The organism is uncultured Shimia sp. (genome assembly GCF_947493595.1).
Classification (GTDB): domain Bacteria; phylum Pseudomonadota; class Alphaproteobacteria; order Rhodobacterales; family Rhodobacteraceae; genus Shimia.
Map to the genome: position 1 here is coordinate 61,861 of NZ_CANLRL010000011.1, position 22,697 is coordinate 84,557.

General features: G+C 57.2%; 16 protein-coding genes. 13 read left to right on the plus strand and 3 right to left on the minus strand.

The window, feature by feature from the left end; translation table 11 throughout:
- Nucleotides 1-122 precede the first annotated feature (122 nt).
- From Q0955_RS19560 to Q0955_RS19570, 3 genes are all read left to right on the plus strand, one after another.
- The gene (locus Q0955_RS19560; RefSeq protein ID WP_299428134.1) at nucleotides 123-1,226 is read left to right on the plus strand and encodes a Gfo/Idh/MocA family oxidoreductase; all 1,104 of its coding nucleotides are present in this window, start codon (nucleotides 123-125) and stop codon (nucleotides 1,224-1,226) included.
- Between the two features lie 16 nt (nucleotides 1,227-1,242).
- Nucleotides 1,243-2,136 (plus strand): TIM barrel protein, encoded by an 894-nt coding sequence (locus Q0955_RS19565; protein WP_299428137.1) that lies wholly within the window; start codon nucleotides 1,243-1,245, stop codon nucleotides 2,134-2,136.
- A gap of 94 nt (nucleotides 2,137-2,230) precedes the next feature.
- Nucleotides 2,231-3,364, plus strand: coding sequence for a Gfo/Idh/MocA family oxidoreductase (locus Q0955_RS19570; protein WP_299428140.1), 1,134 nt, complete (start codon nucleotides 2,231-2,233; stop codon nucleotides 3,362-3,364).
- Nucleotides 3,365-3,397: 33 nt separating this feature from the next.
- On the opposite strand, the gene Q0955_RS19575 is transcribed toward Q0955_RS19570, so the two are convergent.
- On the minus strand, nucleotides 3,398-4,396 hold the full coding sequence (locus tag Q0955_RS19575; RefSeq protein ID WP_299428143.1) for a LacI family DNA-binding transcriptional regulator: 999 nt from the start codon (nucleotides 4,394-4,396) through the stop codon (nucleotides 3,398-3,400).
- Between the two features lie 184 nt (nucleotides 4,397-4,580).
- Between Q0955_RS19575 and Q0955_RS19580 the strand changes: the two genes are divergently transcribed.
- The 8 genes from Q0955_RS19580 to Q0955_RS19615 all read left to right on the plus strand — a co-directional run bounded on the left by Q0955_RS19580 (nucleotide 4,581) and on the right by Q0955_RS19615 (nucleotide 16,663).
- Nucleotides 4,581-5,531: a sugar ABC transporter substrate-binding protein gene (locus tag Q0955_RS19580; RefSeq protein ID WP_299428146.1), complete on the plus strand. Its 951-nt coding sequence runs from the start codon at nucleotides 4,581-4,583 to the stop codon at nucleotides 5,529-5,531.
- A gap of 91 nt (nucleotides 5,532-5,622) precedes the next feature.
- Nucleotides 5,623-6,747 (plus strand): ABC transporter permease, encoded by a 1,125-nt coding sequence (locus tag Q0955_RS19585; protein ID WP_299428149.1) that lies wholly within the window; start codon nucleotides 5,623-5,625, stop codon nucleotides 6,745-6,747.
- A gap of 1 nt (nucleotide 6,748) precedes the next feature.
- Entirely contained in the window at nucleotides 6,749-7,537 is a 789-nt protein-coding gene (locus Q0955_RS19590) for an ATP-binding cassette domain-containing protein (RefSeq protein WP_294118842.1), read from the plus strand.
- A gap of 360 nt (nucleotides 7,538-7,897) precedes the next feature.
- Entirely contained in the window at nucleotides 7,898-9,289 is a 1,392-nt protein-coding gene (locus Q0955_RS19595; RefSeq protein WP_299428152.1) for an HlyD family efflux transporter periplasmic adaptor subunit, read from the plus strand.
- On the plus strand, nucleotides 9,282-10,868 hold the full coding sequence (locus Q0955_RS19600) for a glycosyltransferase (protein WP_299428155.1): 1,587 nt from the start codon (nucleotides 9,282-9,284) through the stop codon (nucleotides 10,866-10,868). The genes Q0955_RS19595 and Q0955_RS19600 overlap by 8 nt, the downstream gene beginning before the upstream one ends.
- A gap of 102 nt (nucleotides 10,869-10,970) precedes the next feature.
- On the plus strand, nucleotides 10,971-12,386 hold the full coding sequence (locus Q0955_RS19605; protein WP_299428158.1) for a mannose-1-phosphate guanylyltransferase/mannose-6-phosphate isomerase: 1,416 nt from the start codon (nucleotides 10,971-10,973) through the stop codon (nucleotides 12,384-12,386).
- Between the two features lie 222 nt (nucleotides 12,387-12,608).
- Complete coding sequence (locus Q0955_RS19610; RefSeq protein WP_299428161.1) at nucleotides 12,609-14,003, plus strand: nucleotide sugar dehydrogenase; 1,395 nt, start codon at nucleotides 12,609-12,611, stop codon at nucleotides 14,001-14,003.
- A 44-nt stretch (nucleotides 14,004-14,047) separates the two neighbouring features.
- Entirely contained in the window at nucleotides 14,048-16,663 is a 2,616-nt protein-coding gene (locus tag Q0955_RS19615) for a type I secretion protein (protein ID WP_299428164.1), read from the plus strand.
- Nucleotides 16,664-16,684: 21 nt separating this feature from the next.
- Here the strand turns inward: Q0955_RS19615 and Q0955_RS19620 are convergent, their stop codons facing one another.
- The gene (locus Q0955_RS19620; protein ID WP_299428167.1) at nucleotides 16,685-17,299 is read right to left on the minus strand and encodes a response regulator transcription factor; all 615 of its coding nucleotides are present in this window, start codon (nucleotides 17,297-17,299) and stop codon (nucleotides 16,685-16,687) included.
- A 335-nt stretch (nucleotides 17,300-17,634) separates the two neighbouring features.
- Between Q0955_RS19620 and Q0955_RS19625 the strand changes: the two genes are divergently transcribed.
- Nucleotides 17,635-18,156 carry a molybdopterin-dependent oxidoreductase gene (locus Q0955_RS19625; protein ID WP_299428170.1) on the plus strand — a complete coding sequence of 174 codons (522 nt, stop codon included), beginning with the start codon at nucleotides 17,635-17,637 and terminating at the stop codon, nucleotides 18,154-18,156.
- A gap of 36 nt (nucleotides 18,157-18,192) precedes the next feature.
- A complete protein-coding gene (locus Q0955_RS19630) occupies nucleotides 18,193-20,682 on the plus strand; it encodes a PAS domain-containing hybrid sensor histidine kinase/response regulator (protein WP_299428173.1) in 2,490 nt (829 codons plus the stop codon).
- Between the two features lie 50 nt (nucleotides 20,683-20,732).
- On the opposite strand, the gene Q0955_RS19635 is transcribed toward Q0955_RS19630, so the two are convergent.
- On the minus strand, nucleotides 20,733-21,791 hold the full coding sequence (locus tag Q0955_RS19635; RefSeq protein WP_299428176.1) for a hypothetical protein: 1,059 nt from the start codon (nucleotides 21,789-21,791) through the stop codon (nucleotides 20,733-20,735).
- Nucleotides 21,792-22,697: the final 906 nt, after the last annotated feature.

Genomic DNA, 22,697 nt, shown 5'->3' on the forward strand with positions numbered 1-22,697 from the left:
CCCTTCTGGAGCATTTGGCGGAATCTAAGGGTTCCGAACGAATGCGGCTTGCGAGTTTTCGAATCTCAAGATACAAGTTTTGCAACCGGTTGCAAATTGAATTTCAAAATGGAGGCTGCGCGGTGACTGAGATTGGTATTGGCATTTGTGGTGGCGGCTATATGGGCAAGGCCCATGCGGTTGCGATGGCCTCCGTGGGGGCGGTGTTCAACACCGCGCTGCGGCCGCGTCTGGAAATGGTCTGCGCATCGTCATCCGAGAGTGCGCAGCGGTATCAAAAGGCCTACGGCTTTGCGCGATCGACAGGTGACTGGCGCGCATTGGTGGCTGACCCGAAGGTCGAGGCGGTGGTCATTGCCTCTCCACAGGAGACGCACCGCGAGATTGCTGAAGCTGCTTTTGCATTGGGCAAGCCTGTGCTTTGTGAGAAACCATTGGGCGCGTCGATGGAAGATGGCGCGGCTATGGTTTCTGCAGCGGAGACTGCTGGCGCGGCCAACATGGTGGGTTTCAACTACGTGCGCACCCCTGCAACCCAGTTTGCGCGCGACTTGATTGCCAGTGGAGAAATTGGGGATGTGACCTGGTTTCGCGGCGAACACACCGAAGATTTCTATGCAGATCCGGAAGCACCGGCCAGTTGGCGGACGCAGGGTATGGCGAATGGCACCATGGGTGACTTGGCGCCGCATATGGTCAATTGCGCGCTTGCCCTGTTGGGGCCGATTTCTCAGGTTCAGGGTGAGGTTGAGACCGTTCATGCGGAGCGGCCGGGTGGCCGGGTGACCAACGATGACCATGCGCAGATGATGTGCCGGTTTGAGAATGGCGCCATGGGGCATATGTATTTCTCGCGCATCGCGACGGGCCGGAAAATGGGCTATGCCTATGAAATCACGGGCACAAAGGGTGCAATTCGTTTTGACCAGGAAGATCAGAACGCGCTTTGGCTCTACCGCATGGAGGGGCCGGAGGCGACGCGGGGATTTGTGAAAATCCTGACCGGTCCCGCGCATCCTGACTATGAGCCGTTTTGCCAGGGGCCGGGACACGGGACCGGCTATCAGGATCAGATTATTATCGAAGCGCGGGATTTCCTGCGGGCGATTGAGACAGGGGAGGCGGTGTTCCCGACCTTCCGTGACGGATATGAGGTGAATCGTGTCATTGCGGCTGCGTTGGCCAGTCATGACGCGAAAACTTGGACAAATATCAACAGCTTCTGACTTTGGAGTGAGCGAAATGAGCATTCGGATTGGCAATGCACCTTGTTCTTGGGGTGTGGAGTTTGCGGAGGATGACCGTAATCCAACCTGGCAAACCGTTTTGAAACAATGTGCCGAGGCGGGCTACAAGGGTATTGAGCTTGGGCCCGTGGGTTTCATGCCGGAGGAGCCTGCGGTACTAGGGGAGGCTTTGGCCGAGCATGATCTGGAGCTGATCGGCGGGGTAGTGTTCCGCGCCTATCACGATCCGGATGCGTGGGACGATGTGCTGGATGCCACCCATCGCACGGCCAAGGCGCTCAAGGCGCATGGGTCCCAACATCTTGTTTTAATTGACTCAATCTCTCCGCGACGGGCGCCAACCGCTGGGCGTGCGGGGGAGGCTGAGCAGATGGATAAGGCCGAGTGGACCGCCTATCGAGACCGTATTGCCGAGACCGCGCGGATTGGGAGCGAAGAGTATGGCTTGACCGTTGGTATTCATGCGCATGCGGCCGGGTTCATGGACTTTGAGCCAGAGCTGGAGCGACTGCTGAACGAGGTTGATGAAAGCATCCTGAAAATCTGCTTTGACACCGGGCATCACAGCTACGCGGGCTTTGATCCCGTGGCCTTCATGAAAAAACACATTGGCCGCATTTCCTATATGCACTTCAAAGACATAGATCCGAAGGTGAAGGCCGAAGTGATCGCCAATCGCACCGGATTCTATGATGCCTGTGGGCAGGGAATATTCTGCAATCTCGGCGACGGTGATGTCGATTTCCCAGCCGTGCGTCAGGTGCTTTTGGAAGCCGGATTTGAAGGCTGGTGCACGGTTGAGCAGGACTGCGATCCACTGCTGGACCCGGATCCTGTGGGCGATGCGCGCAAGAACCGTGAGTATTTGGAATCCATCGGATTCAGCTAAATCTGGACGTCGGTGTTACGTCTGTATCACGACTGTATTGCGGAGGTGCCAAATTCTGGCGCCTCAAGTGACATCATGAGGAGGAGGCAAGCTCATGACTAAGCTGAAATGGGGCATGATTGGCGGCGGCGAAGGCAGCCAGATTGGGCCAGCTCACAGATTGGGAGCCCTCGCTGATGGGCGGTTTGAATTTGCGGCTGGCGCATTGGATCATCGCCCGGATGTGGGCAAAGAGTATGCGCAGCGTCTCGGCGTGGCCGAAGATCGGGCGTACGGTGATTGGCAGGAGATGCTCGCGGGCGAGCGGGGCCGTGACGACCGGATCGATCTGGTCACGGTGGCCACACCAAATTCAACCCACTTTGAGATCACCAAGGCGTTTCTTGAGAGCGGTTTCAATGTGCTTTGCGAAAAGCCGATGACCATGACTGTCGAGGAAGGCGAGGAGATCGTGAAGGTGGCCGAGAAGAGCGGCAAGATTTGCGCGGTCAATTACTGTTACTCGGCTTACCCAATGGTGCGTCAAGCGCGTGCGATGGTGCAGGCCGGTGAAATTGGCAAAGTGCGTTTGGTGGTCACAAACTTCAGCCATGGCCACCACGGGGACGCAACCGACGCGGATAATCCGCGTGTGCGTTGGCGTTATGATCCGGCGACGGCCGGGGTGTCCGGGCAGTTTGCGGACTGTGGCATCCATGCGATGCACATGGCCGGGTTCATTGCTGATGATGAGGTCGAAAGCCTGTCAGCCGATTTTGCCTCCACAATCGCCAGCCGTGAGCTGGAAGATGATGCGATGGTCAACTTCCGCATGAGTGGCGGCACGGTTGGCCGGCTCTGGACGTCCTCCGTGGCGATTGGTCGGCAGCACGGCTTTGATATTCAGGTGTTTGGCGAGACCGGCGGTCTGCGCTGGGCTTCAGAGCAGCCGAACCAGTTGATCTACACGCCCGTTGGCGGACGCACGCAGATCATCGAAAAAGGTGAGGGCGGTCTGCATGAAGATGCGCAGCGTTTGAGCCGCGTGGCGATTGCGCACCCAGAGGGGTTCCCACTGGCGGTGGCCAATATCTACTGTGATTTAGCGGATGCCATTTCCGGCGAGTTGCGAGATGGGTTGCCAAACGCCGCGGACGGCGTGCGGTCGATGGCGGCGGTCTACACAGCGGTGGCTTCTGCGAAAGACGGCGGTGCCTGGATGGATGCCCGTCCGCCAATGTTTCGCTGACGGAACGCTGAGGCCGCGCTCATGGGGGTGGCCTCAGGCCTCTGCCTTCAAGGTGCCGCGCTCCACTATGGAACAGGGGAAAATGCGCGTTTCCGGATAGCGCTCCGGATCGTCCAGCATCGCCACCATCAGCTCAATTGAACTGGTCACGATCTGTTGGATCGGTTGGTGGATTGTGGTCAGGTTGATGTTTTCCCACTGCGCCATTTCCATGTCGTTGAGGCCGATAAGGCCAATGTCGTCGGGGCAGGAGAGACCGCTGTCGTCAATGGCGGACAGGGCGCCAATAGAAAGGACGTCGTCGCCGCAGAAGTAGGCCTGTGCAGGGCTGTTTTCTAGCAGTCGGAGCATTTCGCGCCGTCCGGCATCAAATGAGTAAGCCTCTGCGAAAGAGTGGCTTACTTTGACGTTGGGGTGTGCGGCCAATTCAGACATGAAGCCTGTAAATCGGTCTTGTGTAGAGGTCGCGGCTTCCGGTCCCCCCATGATTCCGACGTGTTCGTAGCCTCGGGCCACAAGTTCCCGTGCGGCCATGCGGCCACATTCGACGTTGTCGATCCCAACGACGTGTACCTGCGGCGCCGAGGAAGCCCGTCCAAAAGAGTGCACCACAGGAACGCCGGCATCACGAAAGGCTTTGGCAAATCCCGGGGGGAGCGTGGAGGAGGCGACGACCACGCCATCGACCGAATATTGGCGCAACATGCGGACCGAGTTTTCAGGATCGGTCTCGTCGGTGAGGTTCACCAATAGCGGGCGCAGTCCTCGGTCCTGTAACCCGCGGGTGAACAGGTCAAACACTTCCAGAAAGATCGGGTTGTGAAAGTTGTTGGACACCAGGCCGATCAGTTTGGTGCGTCCGGTTGTGAGGGAAGAAGCCAGGGCGTTGGGGCTATAGCCCAGCTCCTTGGCGGCCTTTTCGACTTTGCGTCGCATCTTGTCGGAAACGGAGGCGCCGTCGGTGAAGGTGCGCGATACGGCTGACCTTGAAACGCCTGCGCGTTCTGCAACCTCTTTCAAAGTGACGGCCATGTTCTATCGGTCCCTAGCTCTTTATTACTGCTTGTTTACAAGGTTTTTCCAATAAGTGCAGCATGAAACAGCGTTCACATTTTTGCAACCGGTTGCAAAATGCGTTGGAGTGTGTTTTAAATTGAGTCGGAGAGGCGGGATCAGCCGCCCACGTGCCATGAAGACGTGATTTTGGGAGGAAAACATGACGTCAATTACAAAGAAGCTGGCTCTGGCCGCTGCCGTGGTGGCAGCACCATTTGCTGTGGCAACTTCGGCAGTGGCTGAAGGCGAGAAATATGTTCTCGTCAGCCATGCACCGGACAGCGACAGCTGGTGGAACACAATCAAAAACGGCATCGCGCTTGCGGGCGATCAGATGGGTGTTGAGGTAGAATACCGCAACCCGCCAACCGGTGACCTCGCCGACATGGCGCGTATCATCGAGCAGGCCGCGGCCTCCGGTCCAAACGGCATCATCACAACTCTGTCTGATTACGATGTTCTGTCCGGCCCGATCCGAGCGGCTGTGGACAGCGGCGTTGACGTGATCATCATGAACTCCGGCACGCCGGATCAAGCGCGTGAAGTCGGCGCGTTGATGTATGTTGGCCAACCCGAATATGACGCGGGTTATGCGGCGGGTGTACGCGCCAAAGGCGACGGTGTGGGCAGCTTCCTTTGCGTGAACCACTATATTTCTTCACCATCTTCGACAGAGCGTTGCCAGGGTTTTGCCGATGGTCTGGGCGTGGATCTGGGTGATCAGATGATCGACAGTGGCCAAGACCCGGCAGAGATCAAAAACCGCGTTCTGGCATATCTGAATGCCAATCCGGAAACCGACGCGATCCTGACGCTTGGCCCAACATCTGCGGACCCAACCCTGTTGGCACTGGATGAAAACGGTATGGCCGGTGACATCTACTTTGGCACTTTTGACCTCGGCGAAGAGATCGTTAAGGGCATCAAGGCCGGCGTGATCAACTGGGGTATCGACCAGCAGCCATTCCTGCAGGCCTATCTGCCGGTTGTGGTGCTTACCAACTACCACCGCTATGGCGTTCTGCCGGGCAACAACATCAACTCCGGCCCCGGTTTTGTGACCGCAGACGGCCTAGAGAAAGTTGAAGAGTTCGCAGGCGAATACCGCTAAGCGTCACTCACTTCGCGCGGGGCGCTTGCATTGGCGCCCCTCGCACTCTGTACTGCAAATCCTACAATTCAGACCAAATGGGAGATGTCGCATGACAAGCGCGACGCAACCCACGGCCAATTCCGACGAGCGCGTTAAGGAAATCTCTAGTTTCCGCAATGCGTTGATCCGCCCTGAGCTGGGCGGGATTGTCGGCACCATCGCCGTGTTCACTTTTTTCCTACTGTTCGCTTTTGACAGTGGCATGTTCAACAGCCAGGGCATCATGAACTGGAGCCAGATCTCGGCGCAATTCATGATTATTGCGGTGGGGGCCTGCCTGTTGATGATCGCAGGGGAGTTTGATCTCTCGGTCGGCTCGATGATTGGTTTCGCGGGCATGTTGATTGCGATTTTCAGCGTGACACTTGGCTGGCCGGTCTGGCTCGCGATTATTGTCACCTTTGTGATTGCAGTGTCGATTGGCGCGTTGAACGGGTTCATTGTGGTGCGCACGGGACTGCCGAGTTTTATCGTGACCTTGGCGTTCCTGTTTATCCTACGCGGTTTTGCGATCTACCTGCCGCAGACCATCGAGCGCAAAACCATCATTGGCGGTGTGAGCGATGTTGCCGAGGGCGATTGGCTGGCGCCGGTCTTTGGTGGCAAAATTTTCACAGGATTTTTCCAGTGGATGGGCGACAACGGTATCATCGCGGTGTTCGAGCGCGGCACCCGCAAAGGGCAGCCAGTGGTTGAAGGTCTGCCAATGCTGATTGTCTGGGCGATCGCATTGGTGATTGTCGGGCATATCATTCTTACCAAAACCAAGTTCGGTAACTGGATCTATGCCGCTGGCGGCGATGCCGAGGCAGCGCGGAACTCCGGTGTGCCTGTGAACAAAGTCAAAATCCTGATGTTCATGTTCACCGCCTTCTGCGCGACCGTGTTTGCTGTGTGTCAGGTCATGGAGTTTGGCTCCGCCGGCGCGGACCGTGGTTTGCTCAAGGAGTTTGAAGCCATCATCGCCGTGGTTATTGGTGGTGCGTTGCTGACTGGTGGCTACGGTTCGGTCATTGGGGCCGCGCTGGGTGCGTTGATCTTCGGTGTGGTGCAGCAAGGTCTGTTCTTCGCCGGTGTGGAAAGCTCTCTTTTCCGCGTGTTCCTCGGTGTGATCCTGCTTGGCGCGGTGATCCTGAACACCTACATCCGTCGCATCATCACAGGGGAGCGTTGATATGAACCCTGAACATGCTCCCATCATCCAGATGAAAAACATCGAGAAACACTTTGGCCGCGTGATCGCATTGGCGGGTGTTTCGGTCGATATCTTCCCCGGCGAGTGTCATTGCCTGCTTGGCGACAACGGCGCAGGGAAGTCGACCTTCATTAAAACCATGTCCGGTGTGCATAAGCCGACCAAGGGCGAGATCCTGTTTGAAGGTCAGCAGATGCATTTTGCAGACCCGCGTGATGCGATTTCTGCTGGTATTGCGACGGTGCACCAGCACCTGGCCATGATCCCGCTGATGTCGGTGAGCCGAAACTTCTTCATGGGCAACGAGCCGGTGAAGAAGATTGGACCGATGAATTTCTTCGATCACGACTACGCCAACAAGGTCACAATGGATGAGATGCGCAAAATGGGCATCAACCTGCGCGGTCCGGATCAGGCCGTTGGCACTTTGTCAGGCGGTGAGCGACAGACAGTGGCAATCGCGCGTGCCGTCCACTTCGGGGCCAAAGTGCTCATTCTGGACGAGCCGACATCGGCCCTTGGCGTGCGGCAGACCGCGAATGTTTTGGCGACCATCGACAAGGTACGAAAACAGGGCGTGGCAGTGGTGTTTATCACCCACAACGTGCGGCACGCGCTGGCGGTAGGAGATCGCTTTACGGTTCTAAATCGCGGTCAGACATTGGGCACGTCGCAACGTGGCCAGATCACGCCGGATGAACTGCAGGACATGATGGCTGGCGGCCAAGAGTTGGTGGCGCTGGAAGACAGTCTCGGCGGTACCGTATAGCAGCTCTGTGCCGTTTGAAGTTGTGTTGCGTATCGCAAAGTATGGCCCTGTCCCACATATTTGGGATGGGGCCTCTGCATTTGTGTTGCTTAGCGGCTTCAACACTGGAAAGCGGTCGACAGCGGTGGGCGTCATGTGCCCAGCAGCCGATGCCCCAGCTAAAGGATGGGGCACTATCCCAATGCGCGGGCTGATTTTGGGCCGTTTCAGAAAACACTAACCTTTGGGTTAGTTGATTTCTCTTTAGATCGCTGTTCCATACAGCCGCGCGGTCTTCATTCCGCGCGCTTGAGCTTAGTTTGACCTCGAACAACTCACGAGGTCGCTGTGAAAATTCGCCATCAACCCGCCGGCTCTGACATGAGCTGGACCGTGCAAGCCCCGCTGACGTTTGAAACGCCAGCAGGAGAGGCCGTGCGGATTGAGGCCTGGTCACTTGCAGGGCTGCACTGGCCAGAAGAGGCTGGGGACTGTCCCCAGACAGGTGTATTGAGCGTGCCTTTTCAGGGGGTGGACGTTCGGTTTCCGGTGCGGCTCACCCAAGCGAATGAAGACAGCCTGGCCGCGTTTGAGGGGCTAAGCGGGCGACAGCGCGAAACGCTGGCGTTGTTCTATCGCGCGCTTCTGTCTGGCCAGATGGCCAGCAGTGTGGATGTCATCACCAGCTTGGACACGCCGGTCGATCTTGTCCCGATGAGCGAGACCGAAGAAGAGAAAGAGGCCAGTATCAAGGGGCGTTGGCCCACGCCAATCCGCGTGGCTCTGCATGTCCTTATCTACAGTGTGATCGCCCTGACCGTCGCCACCGTTCTTGGTGCGTCTGTGTTCAACAGTGTGACCCGCATCAACGTGCAACACGGGCGTGTGGTCGCACCAATCGCAGAGCAGCTGCCTGCCAGCGAGGGCTATGTGAAGTCGATTTCCGTGGAGCCGGGCGGGGCAGTTGTCGCTGGGCAGGTTCTTGTGCGCCTGAAAGACCCTCAGGCTGAGGGCAAGTTGGACCTGGCGCGGGCGAAACTGGCACAGGAACAAGCCGAACTGCTTCAGATCACCGAAACGCTCGAGGCGCTCACGGCCTATCATACGGTTGCAGCGGCGGATGTGCGGGCGGCGGCAATGGGGCAAGCCTATGCGCGGTTTGTTGGCGATCGGGGGTTTGACACTTTGTGGGACCGTTGGCAGGCGATGTTGGGGAAAAACCCGCAGGCCGCCATTGCCCTGGACCCGTTTCAGTTTGCCGTGACTCGCTTGAAAGAAGTGGAGGCCGCGCAACTGGCCAAGGTGCGCGGGTTGCGGGCAACGCGGGATGCGCACAAGGCGGCTATCTCGCTCAGCCACGTGCGCGCGCCTTCCGATGGCGTTGTGCATGAAGTTCTAGTGCGCAAGGGCCAGCCCTATGACCATGATGATATGGCGGTGGTGTTTGAGGGCGATACGCCGCGCGTGGCGCAAGGCTGGGTCAGCGAGCGCTTTGCCGAAACGATTTTTGTCGGCATGCCAGCCAGCATTGGCATCAACACTAAAGGGCAAAAACAGACGCTGCCGGGCGTGGTAACGGATGTTCAGGCCGGCGCGGACCCGCGCCGTCCCGGTGAGTTTGGCATCATCGTCACCGTCACGCCGCGCGATCTGAGTGCGGCGGACACCAAGGTGGCTTTGCGCCGCGATGCGCCGGTCAACCTTGAGGTGCGCCGCCCTTGGGCGCAGCGGGTGATTGACCGCGTCAAAACGATGTGGCCGTCCAATGTATGAGCCAGAGTCCGAATATGCTTTTGACAAAGACCTGACCGCGCGGTTGCGGGACCTGCAGACGCCAATCAAACCCTATTGGGCGCGCTGGTCTCTCCCGCATGTGCTGACCCTTTTGGCTGTGATTACGGCCTTTTATTGGTTGCTCACCAATGTACCCAACCGGTTCCTTGATCCCAACGCAGGCCATATCACGGTGGTGCTTGGCACTCTGGGGCTGTGGCGGTTTGGTTGGTGGTTCACCCACTCCATTCGCGCGATGATCTACGCCCGTTGCAAATGGCCGGCTATGCGCCAACAGGCGGATGCGCTTTGGGACGCGGGCTGGCGTCCCAAGCGGCTGCATATTCAGATGACTACGTACTACGAGGAACCGTCGATCACAAAGCGGGTGATCGGGTCCATACTGGGTCAAATCCGGCGCGAGCGTATCCCGACCACGCTCTATATCGGCACCGGCAGCGCTTATGACGAAATGATCATCCGGGAGTTTGTTGAGACCTACGCGCAAGACATCCCCGATGATCTCGCCGAACTGGTGTTCATACGCCAAAACCAACCAGGTAAGCGCATGGCGATTGGCCTGATCCTGCGCGCGATCAGCCGCACGGCAGCGGATCCCGAAGACATGGTAATCTTTATGGATGGGGACGCCTTGTTTGGCGATGACGTGCTCAAGAAAACCCTGTCGATGTTTGCTTATGATCCGGAGTTGCAGGCGCTGACCACCGATGAAGAGGTCATTTGTTACGGGCCGCAGTGGATCGCCAAATGGCTCGACATGCGGTTTGCCCAACGCCGCCTTGCGATGCAGAGCCACGCCTTGTCTAACCGTGTTCTCACATTGACTGGCCGCATGAGCGTGTTTCGCGCTCGCCATATCGTGGACCCAAAGTTCATCCGCACCATCGAGGCTGACCATCTGAACCACTGGCTTTGGGGCCGGTTCCGCTTCTTGTCGGGGGATGACAAGTCGACTTGGTATCGCTTGCTGAGCGTGGGCGCGAAGATGACCTATGTGCCGGACGCCACGGTCTACACCATCGAGGTGATCAAAGAGAACGGGCTGATGCGGATGATCCAGAACTTCCGCCGCTGGTCTGGCAACATGCTGCGCAATGGCAGCCGGGCTATTGCCTTGGGGCCCCGTCGGATGCCTTTCTTCATCTGGTGGTGTGTGGTGGATCAGCGCCTCGCCATGTGGACGATGATGGTCAGCCCAATCATGGCCGTGCTGGGCAGCATGATCGCGCCCGGATATTTCTGGAACTGCCTGATCTGGGTGTTGTTTTCCCGTGTGGTGCTGTGCCTCTTCTTGATCGGCTACAGCCGCCGGGCGGATATGACCTGGCCGTTTATTCTTTATCTGAATCAGGTGATTAACGCGTCGGTGAAGATCTACATGACCTTTCACCTGTCCAAACAGAAATGGTCCAATCGCGGTAATCAAAGCGCTGGAGAGGGCACCAGCTTTGTCGACCGTCTGCGCAACGGGTTTGCCAAGTTCCAGCTGCTCACCGCAACCTCCGCCTTTCTCACCCTGCTGATGCTGTATGTCGGTCTGATCGAGCTGCCCTTTTGAGGCGCACCTATCCTTTTGCGCATCCGCATACCCCTCCGACATCCCAACCGGCGACCTTCGCACAGCTAGGCTGATCTCAACACACAACGAAAGGATGTTTTCATGATTACGCCCGTCATTCTCGCTGGAGGTTCCGGTACCCGCCTGTGGCCCGTGTCGCGCAAGAGCTTCCCAAAGCAGTTTGCCAATCTGCTCGATGGTCCAAGCCTGTTTCAACGCACCGTAGATCGGGTGATGGCGCCCGGTTTTGCAGAGCCCACGGTGATCACCGGCGAAGACTATCGCTTCATCGCGCAGAAACAGATGACGGAGATGCAAGCCACCTGTGGTGCATTGATTGTGGAGCCGGAAGGCCGCAACACCGCGCCGGCCGTTTTGACCGCTGCGATGGTGCATAAGGAGACGCCGGACAAGGTGCTGCTTGTGGTGCCCAGCGACCACCAGATTACTGACGATCGGAGCTTTCGCCAGGTGATCGCGAAGGCGGCACGGGTGGCCCAAAAAGGCATGATCGTGACCTTGGGCATCAAGCCAGATCACCCTGCGACGGGCTTTGGATATTTGCGTGTGGAAGGCGGCAATGATGATGCCTTGATGATCTCTCAGTTTGCGGAAAAACCTGATGCGGACACTGCTGCAGCGATGCTGGAGGAAGGCAACTGGCTGTGGAATTCGGGCATGTTCCTGTTCCGTGTGGACACGGTTCTGAAAGCCTTTGAGACCCACGCGCCGGACTTGATTGGCCCTACGGAGGCGGCGATGGCGCTGGGTGGGGAAGATCTCGGGTTCACCCGTTTGAACGCCGAGGCCTACAAACGCTGCGCGGATATCTCCTTTGACCATGCGATCATGGAAAACCTTCAGGAATGCGCGGCGTTGCCACTGACCTGTGACTGGTCTGACCTGGGCAGCTGGCAAGCGCTCAAGGATATTGGCGAGCCAGACAGCCAAGACACGGTGACCTCTGGCAATGCCACGGCAATTGACTGCGAGGGCAGCTTGCTGAAGTCCGAAAACCCGGATGTGAAACTGGTGGGGCTGGGCCTCAAAAACGTAATGGCCATCGCCACCGATGATGGCATTTTGATCGCTGATCGCTCTGAAAGCGCCAATGTCGGTCAGGTGGTGGAAACGCTTCGGGCCGAAGGGGCCACGCAAGCCGATGGGTTCAAACGCTGCTACCGCCCATGGGGCTACTACGAAACCCTGTCTCTTGGCCCCCGGTTCCAGGTGAAGCGCATCATGGTGGAGCCAGGCGCCAAGCTGTCCCTGCAAAGTCACGTGCATCGCGCCGAGCACTGGGTGGTGGTCAGTGGTTCCGCAAAAGTGACTGTGAATGAAGACGTCAAACTGCTGACGGAGAACGAAAGCATCTACATTCCACTGGGCGCTGTGCATCGGTTGGAAAATCCGGGAAAGCTGCCGCTGCATCTGATTGAAGTCCAATCGGGGTGCTACCTCGGTGAAGACGACATCATTCGCTACGAAGACATCTATCACCGCGCTGAAGTGGCTTAATCCCTTCCCTCGGGATCGTTCGCCAGATCATAGCCCACCCCGCTTGGCGGACGCGACAAACCTGCATGGAGTTCCATGCAGGTTTTGTTGTTTTGAAGCTTCAAGAAGGAGGGACTCTCGAAAGGATAGCGGGCTGACCCTCGGGGCGTTCAGGCTGACCTATTTCCAGAAAATTTGATGAAAACATTCCCTTAAGCTGAACTTAACCAGGAGGACAAGTTTATGGAATACCGTAAGTTTTCGCCACAGGACGCAGAGATTGTCGTCCCAACGCCACGTCAAAAATCCAGCATCAGCGTTGTTGGTCTCGGCTATGTCGGCGCGGTTTCCACCGCCTGCCTGGCATCATTGGGTCATCGGGTGGTTGGGGTCGATTTGGATCAAACCAAAGTGGACCAAATTGGCCGTGGTCAAAGCCCGATCCACGAAGATCAACTCACCGAAATTTTGTCTGCCGGTGTTGAAGGCGGCTTGATCAGTGCAACAGATGATCTGCGCCAGGCGGTGATTGACACGGATGTGACCTTTGTTTCCGTGGGAACACCAACAGCCGCAGATGGAGGGTGTGACTACAACTTCATCAAGCTTGCATCTGATGTGATGGCTCAGGGGCTACGCGACAAAGAGGGCTTTCATGTGTTTGCCATGCGCTGCTCCATCCCTCCAGGCACCACGATGAAGGTCATGGCGCCGATTTTGGAAGCGGTGTCCGGCAAGGTGGTGGGTCGCGATTTTGGCATCTGCTTCAACCCGGAGTTCCTGCGCGAAGGTGTGGCGATCGATGATTTCCACAACCCGCCCAAAACCGTGATCGGGACCACTGATTTCGCCACAGCAGAGATCATGCGCCGGATCTATGCGCCGGTGGATGACAAGCCGATCCTGACAACCATCGAAGTCGCCGAGACCATCAAATATGTCGACAACGTATGGCACGCCACCAAGGTCTGTTTTGCCAATGAAGTGGGGCGGTTGTGCAAACCTCTGGGGGTGGACAGCCACGCGGTGATGGACATCTTCACACAGGATCAGAAGCTCAACCTGTCGGCCTATTACCTGAAACCGGGCTTTGCCTATGGCGGCTCCTGCCTGCCAAAAGAGGTGCGCGCGGTGCAGCATGTGGCCAGCTCTTTGGGAGTGGATCTGCCCATGATCGGTGCGTTGGAACAGTCCAACACGGAGCAAATCCAACAAGCTGTGGAGATGGTTCAAAAAACCGGCGCCAAGCGGGTGGGCATTCTGGGCCTGGCTTTCAAACCGGGCACCGATGACCTGCGCGAGAGTCCTATTCTGGAGGCGATGGCAACGTTGCAACAACAAGGGGTCGAGCTGCTGGCCCATGATGAGGCCGTGACCAAAGACACCCCTCTGGACGGTCTGGCCAGCTACACCAAATACGGCAGCCAGGGTTTGGCGAGGTTGGCGGAAGGCCTTTCTGACATGCTGCGCGAAGATGTCGACACCGTCATGGCGGAGGCCGACGTGGTGATCGTCTGCCATGCCAATGACACCTACCGAGAGGCCGTGCAGCGCCACAAAGATGTGCCCGTGGTGGATGTGGTGCGCCTGTTTGATGCCGCGCCGCAGGATCTCGCGATCAACGGCATCGGCTGGTGATCGGTCGAAATCTCAATCTTTTCAGTCAAATGTGAGGACACAACATGCCCCCAAGCAACCTAAACCTTATCAGCGGAACCGGCCTGTCCGACTTGCTGGACGGCTCTGGCGCAGCAGACCTGATCATCGGGTTGTCGGGGGATGACAGCCTCACTGGAGGCGCAGGCAATGATGCGCTTCACGGCGACTATGAACAGGACAACCTCTTAGAAGGCACCGGCGGGGCTACCGGGTTCACCGACTATGCCAATAGCGGAAACTGGACTGTCTCGGCGTTGGATGGCGGTCATCAACAGATGAGCCAAACCATCACCACCGAGGCGGGGGGTGTCTACAATTTGTCTTTTGACTTGGCGGCAAACTTCGCAGCGGGACAGCCCGGCGCCACCGTCGAAGTGCTTATCAACGGTGCGATAGTAGGGACGTATTCCACAGAAAGTGGTGCCTACAACGCCTTTGACACAAGCTTCACCGCGATTGGTGGCGAAACCGAGATCACCTTGCGCTCGATTGATGGTCCCAGTTCCGGTCCTCCGATAGATACATCCGGCCCAATTTTCCACTACGCACGCGAGATGCAGATTGGCGGGCAAACCGTCGAAGTGGCGGCTTTTGCAGACGGGCAGGCCAATCTCTATCAAGTTTTGAACGGCACTTTGCACGTGTTTGACGTGGAGACGCAGACCTATGAGATGGCCGGTGCGGCGGGCACCGTGAACGTGAACTCCATGGGCTACAATGCGCAGGACGATTTGCTGTATGCCATCGCCGTTGGCACTGGCGTGGACAGTCTTGGCAATGCGGTTCAGCGGTCTGATCTGATTATGTTGGATGCAGAAGGCAACAGCTACCGGATTGGTGAAACGCCTTATCGGTCCTGGACTGGCGATTTTGATGACCAGGGCAATCTGTGGTCGTTTCAATCCAGCATGGATCGGATTGCGGTGATTGATGTCGATCAGCTGGATGCCAATGGAAACCCGCAGGTGACCGTGCACAAGCTTCCCAGCGTACTTGTGACTCACCGTGTGTACGACGTGGCTTTCGACGCCAATACCCAAAGCTTCTACGGTGTGGCCCGCCCGCCATCTGAAGGGGCCGATACCATTCTTTTGGTTGTTGATATCTCCAGCGGGTCACCGGAATTCACCTTGGTGCCTGTGACCTCGACTGTGGTGGATGGTGTCACGCTAGATGGCGTGCCAGCCGTGACTTTTGGGGCGGCGATCATGGACGCGGACGGCAATCTGTTTGTTGGTGGCAACTCCGGTGATCACGATATGAACAATGCCACGGGCAACAGCGGTGGCATCTATCAGGTGGTGATCGACCCGGCGACGGGCGAGGCGAGTCTGGTGTTGCTGACCGAAGCACCAAGTTCTTACTCCAACGATGGCGCGGCCGATCCCACTGCGGAAAGTCCGTTTGTGGAGGTTGATCTTTCATCTTCCGTCTTGATCCGTGACTTGAGCCTGGTTGCGACCACCGAAGGAGAATTGAGTTATGACGACGTGATCGAAGGCAATGGCGGCAATGACACTTTGGCGGGAGGCATTGGCGAGGATGACCTGATTGGCGGCGGACTCGGCGACACGCTAATGGGCGGCGATGGTGATGATTATCTGCACGGCGGCGCTGGGGCGGATGGCAACAGCACCATTGTGTCTCACTATGACAGTGATGGCCTGCGCCACGACCAATTTGGCAACCCCTTGCCGGAAAACGATGACTTTTTGCTTGGCGGTGAAGGCAGCGACACGCTGGAAGGCTCTGCAGGGCATGACACATTGGACGGCGGCGAGGCTTCTGACGTTCTGAGCGGGGGATCGGGGTCTGACATGCTCTTTGGCAGCGCTGGTGACGATACGCTGTCAGGTGGTGGGCAAGACGATGTGCTGTCAGGAGGCAGCGGTGCAGATATCTTGCGCGGTGGCTCTGGCGACGATGATCTCTCTGGCGGTTCCGGTGAAGATCAGCTTGAAGGCGGCTCTGGCAATGACAGCTTGTCCGGCGGTGAAGGCGCCGATGAGCTGACCGGTGGCAGCGGCAACGATGTACTCGACGGAGGTGATGGTGTCGACCAGTTGGTTGGCGGGTCTGGACATGATGTGCTCACCGGTAGCGCAGGCGATGACAGCCTATCGGGCGGTTCCGGTGATGACGTTTTGGATGGCGGGCTAGGAAGCGACAACCTGCGTGGCGGGGTCAATAATGATGAGTTGATCGGCGGCGAGGGCAGGGACAGCTTACGCGGCGACAGCGGCAATGATGTGCTGTTTGGTGGTGCCGATCGAGACTATCTCAGTGGTGGATCAGGCAATGACACGCTGGATGGCGGCGCGGCTGCGGATCGCTTGTATCTGGGGGCAGGCAGCGATGTGGCCTCTGGTGGCACTGGCGCGGATAGGTTCATTTTCCGCAACGACGATCTGGATGGGGCACAGGACAATCTTCTGGATTACTCGGTTGCTGAAGGAGACCGTCTGGACCTGCGCCGCTTGGATCTGGGTGGCAATGAGAGTGAATACGCAGCCTGGTTTGGCAGCCATGTCAGCGTCAGTGGTGATGATGTTGCCATACAGTTTGGAAACAGCACGACGCTTATTATGCATGACACTGCGGATGACTTTGCTCTGCTCTACGATAGCTTTGTATTCTAACGAAACGACACAGAGGCGGGCTTATTCAAAGCCTGCCTCTTTTGCGATTAAAGCCGCCTGTGTGCGGTTTTTTGCGTTGAGCTTTTTACACAACGTGCGCACGTGCAGTTTAATGGTCACTTCCTGTAGGTCCAGCTCACGCGCGATTTCCTTGTTGGAGTGACCTTTGCAAAGACCTGAAAGCACCTGCTTCTCGCGTTGGCTCAGCTGCTTCTCAAAATCGCTTTCTTCCGCTTCTCCACCCGCCGCCAGCACGCTGGCCGGCACAAAAGTTTCCCCTGCAATCATGAACCGCACCGCATTGACCAAAGATTTGGCGCCCATGGTTTTTGGCAAGAAGCCAATGGCCCCGGCTTCCAGCGCATCTTGGGCCACTTTGTTGGGGGCGGTGCCGCTGACAATGGCAAAGGCCTGATCCGGATAGGCGGCAACCGCGTCGGTCAGCCCCTGCAAGCCGTTCATGCCCGGCATGCTGAAGTCCAGCAGCACCAAATCAAACGGTCCTTTTTGTTCCAGAAGTTTCATGGCCTCGAAATAATCTGATCCGGCCACGACTGCGGCGCGGCCTTCGGTGGTGAGATAGGCGGAGATGGTTTCGCGCACCATCCCGTGGTCATCGGCTAACAAAATACGCATGGATACAGGACGTCCTACTCTTGGGTTCTGGGAGGACCCTACGAGGCCCTGCGCGTGTAAACCAGTCGTGACACCCTGACTTTGCTGTAAATCTTGCGACATACCGAACTCCTTTAAAACCATGTGTCCTGGCGTGCTGATCACAGCATCAACAGGATAACTTCAGGTAAATTCGCATAGTTTTCACAAAACCTATTGGTGCATCAGATGACCGCTGACCGGCGAAGGGTCAGGCTGACTATACCAAAGGTTAGTTGCCTAGCCTCATGCCCAGACACGCGCCTCGCCGCTGCATGCCACAAAGAGACACCCCAACCTAGTTTTCGGAGTGTCCCATGCAACGTTTCAAGAAACTGCTCGCCGCCCCCACCACGCCAAGCTTTCTGACTGGCATCATTTTGGCTGCGATGGTGGCCTCGCAAGCCATGGCTGACACGTTGCTGACGGTCAGCGGTGATGTCTCGGAGACCGATGCGGGCGCAAAATGGCAATTTGAAGAAAGCGACCTGCGCGCCCTGCCAAAGGTGCAGTTTGAGACAGACACCATCTGGACTGAAGGAACCCAGGTTTTTGAAGGCGTATCCTTGTCCGCACTTCTCACCCATGTGGGTGCCAGCAACGGCAATTTACTGGCCACAGCTGCGAACGATTACACCGTTTCGATCCCGACTTCTGATGCGGTGGAGAATGGCCCGATGATTGCCTATTTGCGCAACGGTGAAAAAATGTCCTTGCGTGACAAGGGACCATTGTGGATCGTTTACCCATTCGCAGGCAACGCCGCTTATAAAACAGAAGAGTATTATTCCCGCAGTATCTGGCAGCTCGATCGCATTGAGGTGGTTGCCAATGAGTAATTTGAGGCCACCATCCCGCGCATCAGGCACCTTCTTATGAATGGCAGATGGCCATTTGTCCTCTTCGCAGGCTTGCTTTTGGCAAGCTTGCTTTTGGTTGGTGGACTGGGGCGGACGGTGTTCTCGGATTTGAGAGTTCTTTCCACGGCGCAAAACGATGACGTCAGCTGGACAATGTCCCAGTTGGAAGTGGAATTGCTCAGGCTGCAAACCGCAGTGTTGTCAGCGCAGGCGGATGAAACCGCTGGGCTTGGCGAAGTCCGCAAACGCTTTGATATTTTCTACAGCCGCATCACCACCATCCGTCAAAGCAGCTTTTTTGCCCCATTGGCACAAGAGGCGACAATTGCGGGCAGCACCGCCGCCGCCGCGGCGTTTTTGGATCGCAGCATCCCCTTTGTCGACGGGGCCGATGATGATCTGCGCGGGCATTTACCAGAGATACTGGCTGAGATTGATGGGTTGCGGCCAAAGGTTCGGGCCTTGGCGCTGGCGGGCGTGGAGCATTTCACAACGCAGGAAACCGCAGACCGCGATCGGTTGTCGGTTACCCTGCAACGGCTCGCCTACGGCTTGACCGCACTGATTGCGGTGTTGTTTCTGGCTTTGGCCAGCTTGATCCAACTGTACCGGCAAGGGCAACGGGCGTCGCAAAACAGAGAGCAGGCGAGGGCACGGTTTGAAGCTGTTGTCTCGTCATCGTTGAATGCGGTTCTGGTCGCAGATACGCAGGGCCATGTTGTGGAATTCAACGGCGCGGCGGAAACTGTGTTTGGCTACACGCGTGATGAGGCGCTGGGCGCGGATATGGCAGAGCTGATTGTGCCGGAAGAGCTGCGGGAGGCGCACCGCGCTGGGCTAAAGCGGTTTGTTGAAACCGGTGAGCGCAGGGTTATCGGGGCTGGCCGCGTGCGCCTGAAAGGGATGCGCAAAGGTGGCGAAGTCTTCCCGGTGGAACTGTCAATCTCGGTGTCGGAGGCCAGCGGTGAGACTGTGTTTGTGTCCTTTCTGCGTGACATCACCAAGGAGCTGAAGGCCGAAGAGGATCTGAAAGACGCGCTTGAAAAGGCGCAGGTTGGCGAAAAGGCAAAATCCAACCTGCTGACCGTCATGAGCCATGAAATGCGCACACCGCTGAACGGCATATTGGGGTCGTTGGAATTGATGGATCAATCAAACCTGAGTGACGCGCAAAAGCGGCACCTGGCGTCGATTGGCATTTCCGGTGAGTTGCTGTTGTCTCATGTGAACGATGTGCTGGATTTGTCCGCTCTGACGTCTGAGGCCGAGGCCCCGAAACACGCGCCCTTTAATCTCAAGGATTTGGTTCAAGACGTGGTGAACAGCCTGCAAAGCAACGCTTCCAAGCACGCAAACGCGCTTTCTGTAGACTTCCTGACGGAGGATCTGCAAACCGTGAACGGGGATCGCAGTTCCTTGCAGCGCTGCTTGGTGAACTTGGTTGGCAACGCGTTGAAGTTCACGCGTGATGGCCGTGTCTCGATTGAAATAGAACGTCTTGCCTCGGGCGATGTGGTAGAGTTTCGTGTGGCGGACACCGGGGTGGGCATCGCGCCAGAAAACCTCAGCCGAATTTTTGAAGAGTTTGTCACGATCGACACGGCCTTTGATCGGGAGAACTCAGGCACCGGCCTTGGGTTGGCGATCACCAAACGCCTGATTGAGCGCAACGGCGGGGAACTGGAGGCCGACAGCTTGTTGGGCGAAGGCAGCCTGTTCACGTTCCGTTTGCCGCTGCCACTCACGACGGATGTGGCGGACCTTCAAACGCATTCATCCGCGCATTCCTTACCGGATTTGCCTGCTGGTTTTCGGGCTTTGGTGGTGGATGACAACGACATCAACCGCGAAATCCTCACAGACATTGTGCGCGACCTAGGGGGAGTGACACAGGAGACCAGCAACGGATTTGAGGCCATTGCGATATGTGAGGCTGCGGATTTTGATGTTTTGCTTTTGGATATCAGCATGCCGGGCATCGACGGGTTGGAAACGCTGAAACGCATCAGAAAGGGCGCCTCACCAAATGTCGCGACGCCGGCCGTGGCGGTCACGGCACATGCGGCTCCAAAGGATCATGAGGCCATTCTGGCACAAGACTTTCAGACGTTGATCCTCAAGCCGGTACGGCGGGCCGCGATCCAAGGCGCTCTGGCTGACGTGTTTGGTGTGCGAGACAGTGGGGCGGAATTCACCGATACGACGCAGGACGCTCCAGAATTTCTCAAGCAGTTTGGTCTCGAGCGTTACACCGAAGCCGTGCGGGAAACCCAGGGCGAGATCTCACAACTCCTGACCGGGAAGCAGGTTACTGATCCGTTGACGGAAGCGGACCGAGAAGAAGCGCACCGTTTGTCCGGGTCTGCCGCCGTATTGGGGTGGATGGACCTCTGGAGCGCGTTGCAAGCGGTGCAAAACGCGCCTGAAGACCACTGGGATGAACATCTCCTCCTCTTGCAGGCTGAATTTGATCGTGTGTTCCCGGATCAAATGCGCCAGCCTTAAAACGCAAAACGGGCGCGGAATGCGCCCATTTGAGTGTGTCTGCGACGGGGTTACAATTCAGTGCGAACCTGCGCCAGTTCTCTCGCGACGGCTTTGATGGTTTTTGATTTTAAAGGTCCATAGAGGCATGCTCTTTCCTGGCCAGCATCGCGGCAAAAGGCATTGATGGACCGGATCAAAGGGCGGTTCATATAAGGGCTTGTTTGTCCAACGGCATACCCAAGTTCACGCAGTTCCATTTGCACGATCCGCACATAAGCGTTTTTGTTGATCTTGGCCGCCACAGCCAACCCGCGTGCAAACACATCATTTGGCGCCGCGCGCACGATCTCTTCTGACGCAAGCCAGAACTGCGCTGGATTTTGATCTCTTGCCAAATACAACCCTTCTTCGACTTGGATTTTGGCGCGCAATCCTTCGGTTTGCAGAAGCCTGTCACGAGCGGCGAGCGTGCCACGCGCATGTCCAACAACCCGATAGTACTTCAGCAAGGCTTCTGCCGCTTTGGCGTCGCCATCCGCGTGACGCGTGTGGAGCTGGTCCAGAGTGTCGGTCACATCAACCCGTTGCGAGAGATCCCGCGTTAAAGCGTCCAGCAGCAGCATTTGCCCATCACGGCTACCTGCCGTTGCCAAGCCGACCAATGCTGGAAATCCCAAGCGGGGATCGGACAGGGGCCCCAGCCGGCCCGTCGCATGGGCCCAGGCAAGAACCGCGTCGCCTTTCTGGAGGCCTTGCGCAGAGGCGGCTAACAGGCTCCGCTGCGCAGCCTCGTAGTTATGTGAAGAAAGCTGCACTTTGCCCAAAGACACAAGGGACTTGCTTTGTCCCAGCTGAACGGCCTGGCTATAGTAAGAGATGGCCTGCGCGGTGTCTTGGTCAATTTCGATCCCTTTGAAACTAAAGTAACCCAGCCGATCACAGGCCCGCGCATAGCCGGTGGTGCAAATTAACTGCAGGGTGCTGATAGCCTCTTTCGGCGCGTCCGCAAGGGATGCCATGGCCTCTTTGTAGCGCTCTTTTGGGGTGCCCTCAGCCAGGGCCTGCGGCAGGTCGACCACGCCGCTAGCGGCGAAGCTTACCGCGAGACATTTGAGTATGTAGCACATTTCAGCCTCCTACTGATGTGGAGCCAGTATGGCGGTGTTGCTGAAGGCTTAGGTGCGCACCAAAGTATAGTGGGAAGCGCATTTGGCGATACCTACGCTTCTGATTTGGAGTCTCTCAGTTTGGTGGCTTTTTGGCTTTTCTGCCCTTTCGAGACTATCTAGCGGACGGTTGGCCTGTGGTCTGTAGATGGCTTTGGTTTTTGTTCCTTGGTTTGTCCGCCATGATTTATTGCGTTCCGGATACTGACGGCGGGGTTGTGTGGGCTGGAAAAAACCAGCGGAATGGGGGCACCTGGAACGCTGGCCGGTCGTATATTTATGTTGTGGGAATAAAAATGCGCGGTGAGGTTGGCAGCGGTTTTTGCAGAGTGATTGAAAACCCTCGTGTCGGTGGTTTGGTTCATCCCCCTGGGCACGATTTAGAAAAGTGTCAAATTGCATCCGAATGGTGTGCTGTCTGGCTTGTCCAGGACGTGCCACCCGGCGTGCGCTTTTCTTGCGGCAATCAACGGGCCTAGATGTGCGTTCGGCCCTCATTTCCCTTGCCATTCGGGGGCGACGCATTGGCCCCTTTGACGCATTGGCCGGATTGCCGTGTGCGGTGTGCAACTTGCGCCCGGCACCTTTGGCGAACGCAGCGTCCCCCCCCCCATCGGCCTCTGCCTTCACCTTTCCGAAAGGTCCCTGTTTCTGCCTCATATCCGCACCTCCGTGATGCAGCTACGATACCGACGTGATACCGACGTTGTTTTTGGGTGCTTGCTGGGGTGTTGCGTGGTGACTCCATGGTGAGTCTTGGCTGAGTCTGGTTTGAGTCTGTGGATAAGTTGTGTTGTGGGTGATTTGTTTACTGTGATTGTGTGTTTGTCTTGTTTTTGGTTGCGGGGGTGTTCTGTTTAGGGTGTT